Here is a 13,536-nt window from a genome sequence, read left to right as displayed (position 1 = left end):
AGCCCCCGTGAGACGGCTCACGGGGGCTGCGCCGTTCCGGCGACCTTGATCGCGAACCGGTCACCGGCGGGAGTAGTTTCTCCTTTAAGGATCTTGGGGGAGAACGTGGACGGGCGGTCGGGGGCGGGCGAACCGCCCGCGGAGATCACAGGTTTCGTGGGGCGCAAGAAGGAGGTCCGCCAGATCAGGCGCCTCCTTCAGGCGTCGAGGCTGGTCACCGTCACCGGTGTGGCGGGCGTCGGCAAGTCGCGGGTGGCGGTGGAGGCCGCCTCCGGGGTGCGCCGGGCCTTCGTCGACGGCGTCCACGTCGTGGAGCTGGCCGGGGTCGGCGACCCCGGCCATCTGGAGCGGGCCGTGGCCCGGGCGCTCGACCCGACCGGCACGCTCGCCGGCCCCGGGGGCCCGGGGCTGGCCGGACTCCTCGGCGACCGGCAGGCGCTGCTGGTCCTCGACTCCTGCGAGCACCTGGTGGACGCCTGCGCGGCGCTGGCGCAGACCCTGCTGGAGAACAGCCCCGAGCTGAGGATCCTGGCCACCAGCAGGCAGCCGCTCGGCGTGCCGGGCGAGCACATCGTGGCGCTGCCGCCGATGGCGCTGCCCGGCCCGCGGGCCGGGACCTCCCTGGCCGCGCTCGCCCGGCACGACGCGGTCGCGCTGTTCCTGCAGCGGGTCGCCGCGGCGAACCCCGGCTACGCGCCCACCGACGCCGACGCCGCCCGGATCGCCGAGATCTGCGTCAGGCTGGAGGGGATCCCGCTGGCCATCGAGCTGGCCGCCGCCCGGGCCCGCGAGATCCCGCTCGGGCTGATCCTGCGCTTCCTCGATGACCGGCTCTGGCTGCTGGCGGGCCGTACGGCAGGCGGGCGGCACCCGACCGTCGGGGCCACCGTCGAGTGGAGCCACGAGCTGTGCACCGCCGACGAGCGGCTGCTGTGGGCGCGGCTGCCGGTCTTCGTCTCCGCCTTCGACGCGGCCGCGGCCGAGGCGGTGTGCGCCGACGGGGAGCTGCCCGCCGAACGGGTGCTCCCGGCACTGCTGGGGCTGGTGGACAAGTCGATCGTCGTGCCGGTCAGGCAGGAGGAGGACACCGTCTACCGGCTGCCGGGCATCATCCGCGAGTACGGCGTCGCGGCCGGGGGCGTCGACCGGGAACGGCTGCGCCGCCGCCACCTGGAGTACTACGCCGGCCTGGCGCAGCGGGGCCGGCGCGCCGGCCGGTACGGCGACCAGCTGCGGATGTGGATCCGGGTCCGGCGGGACTGGCCCAACCTGCGGGCGGCCCTGGACCTGTGCGCCGAGGACGCCGCCCTGCGCGAGATCGGCCTGATGACGGCCGCCGCGCTGTGGTACCTCTGGGTGGCCTGCGGGATGCTCCGGGAGGGCCGCCACCACCTGGAGCGGCTGCTGGCCCTTCCCGGGCCGTGGGACGACGCCCGCGCCTGGGGGACGCTCACCCTCGTCTACATCGCCGAGGCCCGCGGAGACCTGGAGCCGGCCCGGTCGCTGCTGGAGGAGTGCGACAGGCACTCCCCGCCCGGAGACCCCCTGATCCCCCTGGTCCATCTCAAGATGAGCGGCACGGTGGCCTTCCTGGAGGGCGACACGCGCGGCGCGGAGCGCATGCTGGGCGAGGCGGCCGAGCGGCTCGTCCCCGACGGGGAGGTGCCCGAGGTGTTCCTGCCCGCGCTGATCGAGCTGGGCACGAGCCTCGCCTGGGGCGGGGAGACGACGCGGGCCGGGGAGGTCTTCCTGGAGTGCCGCCGGATCTGCGCCGAGCTGGGGGAGGAGTGGGCGAGCGCCTACGCCGACTACGGCCTGGGCCTGGTCGCGCTGGCCGAGGGCGACGCCGGCCGGGCCGCGGCGTACGCGCGCGACTCCCTGCGGGTCAAGCGGCGGCTGGCGGACGCGGTGGGCATCGTCTTCTGCCTGGAGCTGCTGGGCTGCGCCGCGGCCTGCGACGGCGACCTGCCCCGGGCGGGGCGGCTGCTCGCCGCGGCGCGGGCCGGCCGGAGCGACAAGGGACTGCCGGAGGGGGGCTACCCGGTGATGACGGCCGACAGCGCCCGCTGGGCCGAGGTGGTGGACAGGGGCCTTCCGCCCCGGGAGGCCGAACGGGCGGCCCGCGAGGGCGCGGGGATGGGCCTCGCGGAGGCGGTCGCCTACGCGCTGGGCGAGGAACCCGGAGGGGACGCCGGGGAGGCCGGGGACGCCGGAGACACGGTGGGCGCGCGGGGCGGGGCCGTACGGGACGCCGGGGACTGGGCGCCGCTGACCCGCAGGGAGCGGGAGGTGGCCGAACTGGTCGCCGACGGGCTGACCAACCGGCAGATCGCCCACCGGCTGATGGTCGTCCAGCGGACCGTCGACTCGCACGTCGAGCACATCCTGGCCAAGCTGGGCTTCTCGGCACGCGCCCAGGTCGCGGCCTGGGCGACCCGGCGCCGCCGGGACGCGTGAGCGCCGGCTGCTAGGTTCTGTTCCGCCGGAGCACCGGAGCACCGGAGCACCGGAGCACCGGAGCACCGGAGCACCGGAGCACCGGAGCACCGGAGCACCGGAGCACCGGAGCACCGGAGCACCGGAGCACCGGAGCACCGGAGCACCGGAGCACCGGAGAAGCCGAGAGCCGGAGCACCGGGGACGGAGAGGGGGTGCGGCGATGACGGCACGGCCGGGGAGACGACGGCCGGGAAACCTCCCGGTGGATCTGTCCAGCTTCGTGGGACGGGCCGGGGAGCTGGCCGACGGCGCGCGCCTGCTGGCCGGCGCGCGGCTCCTGACCGTCACCGGTCCCGCCGGGGTGGGCAAGACCCGCACCGCGCTGCGCCTGGCCGGCGGCCTGCGCCGCCTGTTCCCCGGCGGGGTGTGGCGGATCGAGCTGTCGGGCACGGACGACCCCGCGGCGGCCGTCGCCGCGACGCTGGGGCGGCACGCGCCCTTCCCGGCACGGGACGCGGTCGCCGAGGACGCGGCTCCCGGAGGCCCGGCTCCGGCGGCCCCGAGGCCGCGTGACAGGCGGATGCTCGTCGTCCTCGACACCTGCGAGCACGTCCTCGGCGAGGCGGCCCGCCTGGCCGGGGCCCTGGTGGCCGACGTGCCCGGGGTCACCGTGGTGGCCACCAGCCGCAGGCCGCTCGGCCTGCCGGGGGAGCGGGTGCTGCGACTGTCGCCGCTGCCGCCCGCGGACGCCGTACGACTGTTCGAGGACCGGGCGGTGGCCGCCGATCCCGGCTTCGCGCTGACCGCCGCCGCCGCGTCGGCGGTCGCCGAGATCTGCGACCGGCTGGACGGGTTGCCGCTGGCCGTCGAGCTGGCCGCCGCCCGGATGCGCTCGATGTCGGCCGGGGACCTTCTGGAGGAGCTGCGCCACCGGTTCACCCTGCTGGGCGGGGTGAGCAGGAGCGTGCTGCCGCGCCACCGGGACCTGCGGGCGGCCGTGCAGTGGAGCCACCGGCTGTGCGACGCCGAGCAGCGAACGATGTGGCCGCTGCTCGCGGCCCTGCCCGGCCCCTTCGGCCTGGCCGGCGCCGAGCGGGCCTGCGCGGCGGCGCTCGGGGCGGACCGGGTGGCGCCGGTCCTGGCCGGGCTGGTCGAGTCGTCGGTGGTGCTGCGCGAGCCGGGGGACCGCTACCGGATGCCGGAGCCCTACCGGCGGTTCGGCCCCGAGCACCCGGGGCACTCCGAGCATCCGGGGCGCCCCGAGTACCCGGGGCACCTTGAGCACCCGGGGCACCCGAAGCGCTTGGAGCGCCCTGAGCCCGCCGAGCACTCCGAGCGCCCGGCGGGGCACCGGGTGCGGCCGTCCGCGCCGCGGCAGCCGCGCGGCGTCTGGCGGCCGGCCTGCGGAGCCCTCCAGCCGGCGCGGACGAGGCAGGCGGTCGCCGGGACGCTCAGCGCCCGGGAGCTCCAGGTGGCCGAGCTGATCACCGAGGGGCTGTCGAACCCGCAGATCGCCATGCGGCTGGGCATCGCCAAACGCACCGTGGACGCCCACGTCCGCAACATCCTCGCCAAGGGTGGACTGGCCTCCCGTACCCAGGTGGCCGCCTGGGTGGCTGAGAGCGACCGTCCGCCGCCCGCGCGCGCCTCCGGGGACGACACCGTACGGTGACCCGGCCGCCGGCCCAGGGTGCCAGGGGACGCCTCGGGGCGGGGCAGTGGACACCTGGGGACGGCCGGGGACGAGCTCCGTATAGGCACATCAACCGATGCGGAACGCCCGGCCGGGCCGTCATCATGGACGCGGCCAGTGGGGCACCACGCGTGTCCCGGCTTTCCGCAGCGTTCGGGTGGAGCTTGGGAGGGGTCCCCTTCCGCCTGATTGTCGCCGGGACGCGCCCCGTGTCGGGCGTGACCCACTGGCCTTCACGCGTCTTCCACCCGGTGGCGCGGCGCCGGCGCGGCCCGGGCGCCCGCCGCCGGGTGGGGTGATTCTCCCGTGCCCGGCGGGGCGTCCGGGTCTGGTAGACCAGGTGGGTGACCGAGACCCGACCCGCACCCGTCGCCCGTCCCTCCTGTGACGAGGGCGCGCTGCTGCCGCTCGACGCCGTGCGCGGGGAGCGGGCCGGGGAGACCGCGCCGGGTGCGGTGCGGCGGGCCGGGGAGACCGCGCCGGGTGCCGTGCGACGGGCCGGGGAGACCGCCAGGGGGGTGCCGGAGCCGGCCGCCGTGCTGCCGGTCGCCAGGGTCGCCGTGGACACCCCGTTGCCCCATCTCGACCGGCCGTTCGACTATCTCGTCCCGGCCGCCATGGACGCCGAGGCGGTACCGGGCGTGCGGGTCCGCGTCCGCTTCGCGGGCAAGCTCGTGGACGGGTTCCTGCTGGAGCGGACCGAGGCCAGCGAGCACCAGGGCAGGCTGGCCCGCCTGGAGCGGGTGGTCTCCCCGGAGCCGGTGCTCACCCCCGAGATCGCCGCGCTGGCCCGCGCCGTGGCCGACCGTTACGCCGGGGCCATGGCCGACGTGCTGCGCCTGGCCGTGCCTCCACGCCATGCCCGGGCCGAGGCGGAGGAACGGCCGGAGACGCCCGGCGGCCCCGGCACGGCCCCGGTACCGGCCCCGGGCGGTGCCGCCTCCGGTGACGCCCCTGGAGGCTCGGGTCCCGTTCCGGGCGGCTCAGCTCCCGGGGAGACGACCGGTGATCCCGGCGCGGCTCCCGGGAAGACGACCGGCGACGCTCCCGGGAAGACGACCGGCGACCTCGGCTCCGCTTCCGGGGAGACGACCGGTGATCCCGGCTCCGCGCCGGCCGCGGGCGGCCCGGCTTCCGAGGACACGCCCGCCGGTTCCGCCCCGGGCGACGACACGTCCGGCGGCCCCGGTTCCCTTCCGGCTCCCGGCGGCCCCGGCCCCTGGGCCGACTACCCCGACGGGGAGGCGTTCCTTTCGGCCCTGGCCGAGGGACGCGCGCCGCGCGCCGTGTGGACCGCGCTGCCCGGCGTCACCGCCGACGGCCCCGAGTGGCCCCGCGCCGTCGCGGTCGCCGTACGGGAGACCCTCCGCGGCGGCCGGGGGGCGCTGGTGGTGGTGCCCGACGGCAAGGACGTGGCGCTGGCCGACGCGGCGCTGACGGCCGTCCTGGGCCCGGGCGAGCACGTCGCCCTCACCGCCGACCTGGGGCCCGCCGAGCGCTACCGCCGGTGGCTGCGGGTCGCCCGGGGACGGGTGCGCGCCGTCGTCGGCACCAGGGGCGCGGCGTTCGCCCCGGTCGCAGGCCTCGGGCTGGCGGTCATCTGGGACGACGGCGACGACCTGCACGCCGAGCGGCTCGCGCCGTACCCGCATGCCCGCGAGGTGCTGGCGCTGCGCGCCCACCAGAGCCGCGCCGGCCTGCTCGTCGGCGGGTACGCCCGTACCGCCGAGGCCACCCGGCTGCTGGCCACCGGCTGGGCCGGCGCTCTCGTCGCCGCCCGCCAGACGGTCCGGGCCAGGGCGCCCTGGGTACGGCCGGCCGGCGAGGACGCGGAGCTGGCCAGGGACGAGGCGGCGCGGGCCGCCCGGCTGCCCAGCCTCGCCTGGCGGGCCCTGCGGGCCGGCCTGGAGCGCGGCCCGGTGCTGGTGCAGGTCCCGCGGCGCGGCTATCTCCCCGCGCTGGCCTGCCTGAACTGCCGGGCGCGGGCCCGCTGCGGGCACTGCTCGGGACCGCTCGCCCTGCGGTCGGGCCACGCCGTGCCGTACTGCCGCTGGTGCGGGCGGATCGCCGGCGACTGGCGCTGCCAGGCCTGCGGCGCGTCCCGGGTGCGCGCCCAGGTCGTCGGGGTCCGCCGGACGGCGGAGGAGCTGGGGCGCGCCTTCCCCTCGGTCCCGGTGCGGACCTCCGGCCGGGACGGCGTGCTGACCACGATCGGCTCAGGCCGGGCGCTGGTGGTCGCCACGCCCGGGGCCGAGCCGGTGGCCGAGGAGGGCTACGCCGCCGCCGTGCTGCTGGACGGCTGGGCCCTGCTCGGCCGGCCCGACCTGCGGGCCGCCGAGGAGACGCTGCGCCGCTGGATGAACGCCGCGGCGCTGCTGCGGCCCCGCGCCGAACTGGTCGTCATGGCAGACTCCGCGGTGCCGGCCGTGCAGGCGCTGCTGCGCTGGGATCCCATCACCCACGCCGAGCGGGAACTGGCCGACAGGACAGAACTGGGTTTCCCTCCGGCGGTGCGGATGGCGACCCTCACCGGCTCGCCGGCGGCGGTCAGGGAGATGCTCGGCGAGGTGGCGCTGCCGGACGGGGCGCAGGTCCTGGGACCCGTCCCGGTCGAGACGCACAGGGGCGACCAGGTGCGGGAACGCGCCATGGTGCGGGTCTCGTGGGCGGCGGGGACGGCGCTCGCCGCCGCGCTGAAAGGGGCCGTCGGGGTGCGCTCGGCACGCAAGAGCCCGGAGCCGGTCCGGGTGTGCATTGACCCTCTCGATGTGATTTGACGTGTTTCCCCGATTCGCGGTGCCGTCGGTAAGCCGTTAATTTTCCCCTGTGTCGATCGAATGGGTGAATCGGGCCGTCGCCGACCTGCGCGAGTGGGGGCGCGCGCGGGACGTCGACGTCGACGTCGACGAGGTCCGGCTGCTCTGCGACTACGCGAGCGACTATCTGAACGTGCACGAACTGGGGGACTTCACCCCGGTCACTTTCGAGGAACTGCTGCTCGACATCTATCCGCGGAAGGTCATCGCCCCGCCGGAGAGCGCCGCCGAGACCGTCGCCGCCGCCCGGACACTCGTCGACTTCCTGCTCGCGACCGAGGAGATCGGCGGCAAGATGGCCGCGCGGATGCGCTCCACCCTCGACCGGATCGAGCCGGAGATGCCGGTGGCGCTCGCCGACACCTCCCTGTTCGGCATGGCCAAGAGCCTGTTCAGCGCCATGGGCGCCGACTCGCTGGAGCAGGGCGACGTGTCGGTGTCGTCGGCGACCGAGGTCGACGGGCCGGACGGGGAGCACGGCGCCGGGTCGTGCGACTGCCCCGCCTGCTCCCCGCCGCTCCCGCCGGTACGGCTCGCGCCCCGCGAGGAGCTGGCCTCCGACGCCCTGCGGGTGCCCCTGGTGCGCGACGCCCGGCGGCTGGCCCAGTGGATGCTGGCCGGGGGCCGCACGCCGACCGTCAGGGGGCGGCTGCGGGTCCGCGACGCCGCCGAGGCCCGCGCCCAGCTCGGGGTGGCCGACCCGGCCCTGCTGTGGGACCTCGCGGTGCACGCGGGCCTGGTGCGGGTCGAGCGCACCGCCGTCTTCGACGGAGACGACCCCGGCCCGCTCGACGTCTGGGCGGCGGTCGTGGGCTTCCTGCTGACCTCCGGCACCGGCGGCGCCGTCACCGGGCACCCGGCCCTCGACGAGGAGATCTACACCCTGCTCGACATGGCGTACCGCCTCCAGGAGCCCGTGCCGCTGCCCGCGGTCGCCGAGCACCTGGAGGGGGTCGGGCTGCTGGACGACGGGCCGGTGGACCTCATCGCGCTCGTGCGGCGGCTGGCCTACTGCGGGCTGGCCGAGGCCGACGTGGACGACCACCCCGGCGGCGCCGGCGACGGCGAGGACGACGGCGAGGCCCCGGAGGTCCTGGAGCTGACCCCGCTGGCCGTGTGGGGCATGCGGAAGCTGTACGGTGACTTCGGCATCGAGGCGCCCGAGGCGGCCGACATGGTCGCCGTCGGCGCCCCCGAGCTCATCGAGGAGCTGCTGTCGGGCATCCCCGAGGAGATGGCCGAGGCCGACATCGAGGGCTGGCTGCGCGGCAGGCCCCCGCTGGAGGCCGCCGCCGAGCTGCTCGACGCGGCCTCCGGCGCGCAGCCGGTCGTCAGGGGCGTCGCGGTGTCGATCGTCGACCGGCTCGGCCCGGAGGCCGAGGAGGCGGTCCGCGGCCGTCTGGACGAGGCCGAGCTGCGCCCGCACGCCATCCACTGGCTCTCCGCCCGTGGACTGCCCGCCCCGGCGCTCACCCCCGACGAGGCGCTGTGGATGAGCGTGGACATGCTCGCCCTGGCCATCTCCGCCGCCGAGGACGACCCCGAGGCGTTCGCCGAGAACATCTCGGCCTCCGGCCCGCCGGCCCACGTGATCGAGGAGATGTGGCGGGTGGACCACCCCGAGGTCGTCGAGGTCCTGGAGCTGCTCGGCCGCTCCATGCGGGACCAGGCGACCGCCAAGGCCGCCCGCAAGGCCGCTTTCAAGGCGCGTTCCCGCGCCATCGGTTAGCCGTACACCCGTGGGGCCCGAGTGCAGTAAGTTGCTCGGGTGGCAAAGAGCGGGAACTCCGGCAACGTCTTCGATCTCGGCGAGCTGCGCAGGCTCGTGGAGGAGCTGGGATCGGGGTCGCGCGAGGCGCGTGCCGCCGTCCTCGACGAGGTCGCCGCGGACGGCGGCGACTGCGACTGCCCCGGCTGCGGCCCCGACGCGCTGAGCTTCCCGCCGGTCCGGCTCGCCCCCGACGGGGAGCTGGCCGCCGCCGTCCTGGAGGTCCCGCTGGTGCGTGACGCCCGGCGGCTGGCCGCGTGGACCGGCACCCGCCAGGTGACGCCCGAGGGCCTGCTGCCCGACCCGTTCCTGCCCTGCGCCGAGCTCGGCCTGCCCGGCCCGTCGCGGCTGCACCTGCTGTGGGTCGTCGCGGTCAACACCCGCATGATCCGCATCATGCGGGGCGTGGCGTCGCCCGGCCCGCTGGCGCCGTCGGCCTCGCTGCCCCCCGCGGCGCTGCTGGAGTTCTGGGACGGCGTGGTGATGGACGTCCTGGACCGCGCCGACGAGTCGCTGACCGGCTCCGCCGTGGTCGACGACCACCTGGCCGAGATGCTCGCCACGATGTACGCCGTGCACGACGGCCTGTCCCGCGCCACGCTCGTCAAGGGCATCCTGCAGTCCCACGAGGTGGCCTGCCAGGCCCGCCCGGCGGAGATGCGGGCGCTGGCCGCCGCGCTGCCCGGTGAGCTGGAGACGGCACTGGAGCTGCTGGGCTACTGCGGGCTCGTCGAGACATCCGGGGCGGGCCTGCCCCGGCTGACCCCGCTCGGCATGTGGGCCGTCCGTCAGGACCTGCTGCGCGAGGGCCACGACGCGCCCACCGCGTCCGAGGTCGCGGTCTTCGCGGGCCTCGACGCCGCCGAGCTGGTCGAGGCGATCACCGACCGCTCGGCCGCCCCCAGCGCCGTCGCGGTGTGGCTCGCGTCCCGCGCCCCCGAGGCCGCGGCCCGGGAGCTGGTCAAGATCGCCGCGTCCGGCACGGCCGCCCAGCGCGCCACCGTCGGCTCCATCCTGGAGGAGCTCGGCCCCGAGGCCGAGGCCCCGCTGCGGGAGGCGCTCGCCGAGCCCGCGATGTGGCGTTACGCCGCCTCCTGGCTGCACATCCGCGACCTGCCCGCGCCCGCCCTCACGCTCGCCGACCGCACCTGGCTCACCGTCGACACCCTCGCCGCGATGACCTGCCCCGGCCGGGCCGCCGACGTGGCGCGCGAGTTCGACCTGCTCGAACCCGGCGAGGACCCGGTCCGGGTGATCGAGGAGATGGCCCGTGCCGGCCACCCGGAGACGCTCGCCGTACTCGACCTGCTGGCCGCCCGGCACGGTGAGCCGGCCGTCGCCAAGGCCGCCCGCAAGGCCGCGATGAAGACCCGCTCGCGCTGACCCGCCCGCCGCCCGGCCGGGGGAGACCCCGTGTACGGCGGGCCCGGTGTGTGCCCGGCCGGTCCGACCCGCGGGGGACGCGACCCCGCCGCCGGGCCTCCGCCCGGCGCTTTCCCGGCCGGACCGGCGCCGGGCCGACGGGCCCGGCGGACCCGGTCCGGGCCCTTAGACTTGGGGGAATCCCCTTAAAAGCGTGAGGAGAGCCTGTTGGCCATTCAGTCGATCCGCCTTTTCGGCGACCCGGTGCTGCGCACCCCAGCGGAGCCGGTGAAGGACTTCGACAAGGAGCTGCGCAAGCTCGTCAAGGACCTCACCGACACGATGATGGACGCCCCCGGGGCCGGCCTGGCCGCCCCCCAGATCGGCGTCGGGCTGCGCGTCTTCACCTACTACGTGGACGACCAGCTCGGGCACCTGATCAACCCCAACCTCGACCTGTCCGACGACCAGGACACCGAGGGCGAGGAGGGCTGCCTGTCCTTCCCCGGCCTGTCGTTCCCCACGCCTCGGGCGATCCGGGCCGTGGCCAAGGGGTTCAACATGCACGGCGAGCCCGTCACCCTTGAGGGCACCGACCTGATGGCCCGCTGCTTCCAGCACGAGACCGACCACCTCGACGGCATCCTGTTCATCGACCGGATGGATGCGAAGCAGCGCAAGCTCGCCATGAAGGCGATCCGCGAGGCCGAGTGGAACGGGGTGGCCGCGCCCGCGATCAAGTTCTCCCCGCACACCACCCACGGGAAGGCTCTGTAGGAACCTTGCGCCTGGTCTTCGCCGGTACCCCGGACATCGCCCTGCCCTCGCTGCGGGCCCTGCTCGACTCCTCACGCCACGAGGTGGCCGCCGTCGTCACCCGGCCGGACGCCCAATCCGGCCGCGGCCGGAAGGTCCACCCGAGCCCCGTCGCGGAGCTGGCGGAGGAGTCGGGCATCGAGATCCTCCGGCCGCAGAAGGCGGGCGACCCGGAGTTCCTGGACCGGCTGCGCCGGATCGCCCCCGACTGCTGCCCGGTGGTCGCCTACGGCGCGCTGCTGCCGCAGGACACCCTCGACGTCCCGCGCCACGGCTGGGTCAACCTGCACTTCTCGCTGCTGCCCGCCTGGCGGGGCGCCGCCCCGGTGCAGCACGCGATCCTGCACGGCGACGAGATCACCGGCGCGACCACCTTCCGGCTCGTCAAGGAGATGGACGCCGGCCCGGTCTACGGCGTCCTCACCGAGGAGATCCGCGCCTCCGACACCAGCGGCGCCCTGCTCGCCCGGCTCGCCGAGTCCGGCGCCGGGCTGCTCGCCGCCACCCTGGACGGGATCGAGGACGGCACGCTGGAGGCCGTCCCGCAGCCCCCCGAGGGGGTGAGCTTCACCAAGAAGATCACCGTGGACGACGCCAGGGTCGACTGGTCGGCGCCCGCCATGCGGATCGACCGGCTGATCCGCGCCTGCACGCCCGTCCCCGGCGCGTGGACGGAGTTCCGCGGCCAGCGGCTCAAGCTCGGCCCGGTGCGGCCCGCCCCCGAGGCCGCCGGCCCGGACGCCCCGGCCGCCGGCCGGATCCTGGCGTCCAAGAGGTCCGTGCTGGTCGGCACGGCCACCTGCCCGGTCGAGCTGGGCGAGGTGCAGCCGCAGGGCAAGCGCGTGATGAACGCCCTGGAGTGGGCCCGCGGCGTGCGGCCCGGCGACGAGGACCTCATGGGCGGCGCGTCGTGAGCGGCCGGGGGAGCGGCGGCGCGTCCCGCGGCGGGAACACCGGAGGCGGCGGACGAGGCGGAAACGGCGGGCACGGCGGCGGACGCGGTGGCGGACGCGGCGGGCACGGTCCCGGCCGGAACGGAGGTTCGGGCGGCCAGGGCGGCCGGGGCGCGGGCGGCGGCCGTCCGCGGCGGCCGGTGCGCGACGAGCCGCGCAACACCGCCTACGACCTGCTGCGCGCCGTCGACGAGCGTGACGCCTACGCCAACCTGCTGATGCCCGCGCTGCTGCGGGAACGCCGCCTGACCGGGCGCGACGCCGGCCTGGCCACCGAGCTGGCCTACGGCACCCTGCGCGGCCTCGGCACCTACGACGAGGTCATCGCCGCCTGCAGCGACCGCGCCCCCGAGGAGGTGGACCCGCCGCTGCTCGACGCCCTGCGCCTCGGCGTCCACCAGCTCCTCGGCACCCGGGTGCCGCCGCACGCCGCCGTGGGCACCACCGTCGACCTGGTACGGCTCCGCGTCGGCGTGGGCGCGTCGAAGTACGCCAACGCGGTGCTGCGCAGGGTGGCGACCCGGTCGCGCGAGCAGTGGCTGGAGATCGTGGCCCCCGACCCGGAGGCCGACCCGGTCGGCCACCTGGCCGTGGCCCACAGCCACCCCCGGTGGATCGTCACCGCGCTGCGCGACGCCGTGGGCGGCGGCTTCGACGAGACGGCCGCGCTGCTGGCCGCCGACAACGAGCGCCCCCGCGTCACGCTGGTCGCCCGTCCCGGCCGCGCGTCGGTCGAGGAGCTGCTCCTGGCCGGCGCCCGGCCCGCCGCGTACTCCCCCTACGCCGCCCACCTCCCCGAGGGAGACCCCGGTTCCGTCCCGGCGGTGGCCGAGGCGCGCGCCGCCGTACAGGACGAGGCGAGCCAGCTCGTCGCGCTGGCCCTGACCCGCGTCCCGGTGCCCGGCCGCGACACCCGCTGGCTCGACCTGTGCGCGGGGCCCGGCGGCAAGGCGGGCCTGCTCGACGCGATCGCCACGCACGGCGACCCGGCCGCCCTCGACGCCGGAGCCGGTACGGCCGCCGGAGCCGGGGAGCCCGCGGCCACGGCGGCCGGAGCCGGCGGGGACGGCCCGGAGGGGCCGGTCGGCTTCGGGGGCGGGGCCCGGCTGCTCGCCGCCGAGCTGCAGTACCACCGCGCCCGGCTGGTCCGGCAGGCCACCCGCGAGGCGGTGGTGATCACCGCGGACGGCACGGTCCCCGCCTGGCGGGCCGGGGCGTTCGACCGGGTCATGGTCGACGCCCCCTGCACCGGCCTGGGCGCGCTGCGCCGCCGGCCGGAGGCCCGCTGGCGGCGCGACCCGCGCAGCCTGCCCGAGCTGGGACGGCTGCAGCGCGCGCTGCTGGACTCGGCCCTGGAGGCCGTCCGGTCCGGCGGGGTCGTCGCCTACGTCACCTGCTCGCCGCACCTGGCCGAGACCTCCACCGTGGTCGGCGACCTGCTGCGCCGCCGCGACGACGTCGAGGTCCTCGACGCCCGCGCCTACCTCCCCGGGATCGAGGGGCTGGGCGAGGGCCCGTACGTCCAGTTCTGGCCGCACCGGCACGGCACCGACGCGATGTTCCTGGCCCTGCTGCGCCGCCGCTGAGCCGCTTCCCCCGGCCCGCAGGGCGGCCCGGCCGCCGAACCGCCTTCCGCTCCCCGGCCCGCCGGGCGGCCCGGCCGCGCGCCGGGCGTGGCGGCCGTCCCCG

Annotated in this window: 8 protein-coding genes; all 8 read left to right on the top strand. The window is 76.9% G+C overall.

Going from position 1 to position 13,536, the window contains the following annotated elements; genetic code table 11:
• Window positions 1-156 precede the first annotated feature (156 nt).
• Complete coding sequence (locus HDA43_RS36295) at window positions 157-2,457, top strand: ATP-binding protein (protein ID WP_218911598.1); 2,301 nt, start codon at window positions 157-159, stop codon at window positions 2,455-2,457.
• 244 nt (window positions 2,458-2,701) lie between these two features.
• Window positions 2,702-4,111, top strand: coding sequence for a LuxR C-terminal-related transcriptional regulator (locus tag HDA43_RS34270; protein WP_312872998.1), 1,410 nt, complete (start codon window positions 2,702-2,704; stop codon window positions 4,109-4,111).
• 365 nt (window positions 4,112-4,476) lie between these two features.
• Window positions 4,477-6,909, top strand: a complete 2,433-nt coding sequence (locus tag HDA43_RS04525; protein WP_376770453.1) for a primosomal protein N' — start codon at window positions 4,477-4,479, stop codon at window positions 6,907-6,909.
• A gap of 49 nt (window positions 6,910-6,958) precedes the next feature.
• Window positions 6,959-8,677, top strand: coding sequence for a hypothetical protein (locus HDA43_RS04520; protein ID WP_246423906.1), 1,719 nt, complete (start codon window positions 6,959-6,961; stop codon window positions 8,675-8,677).
• Between the two features lie 39 nt (window positions 8,678-8,716).
• Window positions 8,717-10,099: an amino acid adenylation domain-containing protein gene (locus HDA43_RS04515; protein ID WP_179818446.1), complete on the top strand. Its 1,383-nt coding sequence runs from the start codon at window positions 8,717-8,719 to the stop codon at window positions 10,097-10,099.
• A 207-nt stretch (window positions 10,100-10,306) separates the two neighbouring features.
• Entirely contained in the window at window positions 10,307-10,855 is a 549-nt protein-coding gene (gene def / locus HDA43_RS04510) for a peptide deformylase (RefSeq protein ID WP_179818445.1), read from the top strand.
• Between the two features lie 5 nt (window positions 10,856-10,860).
• Window positions 10,861-11,808, top strand: coding sequence for a methionyl-tRNA formyltransferase (fmt, locus tag HDA43_RS04505; protein ID WP_179818444.1), 948 nt, complete (start codon window positions 10,861-10,863; stop codon window positions 11,806-11,808).
• A 179-nt stretch (window positions 11,809-11,987) separates the two neighbouring features.
• The gene (locus HDA43_RS04500; protein ID WP_312872997.1) at window positions 11,988-13,433 is read left to right on the top strand and encodes an RsmB/NOP family class I SAM-dependent RNA methyltransferase; all 1,446 of its coding nucleotides are present in this window, start codon (window positions 11,988-11,990) and stop codon (window positions 13,431-13,433) included.
• Window positions 13,434-13,536: the final 103 nt, after the last annotated feature.

The sequence above is a fragment of the Streptosporangium sandarakinum genome, from assembly GCF_013409935.1.
Taxonomy (GTDB): Bacteria; Actinomycetota; Actinomycetes; order Streptosporangiales; family Streptosporangiaceae; genus Streptosporangium; species Streptosporangium nondiastaticum.
Note: the sequence above shows the minus strand (reverse complement) of the source record. Positions and strands in the feature narration are given on the sequence as shown.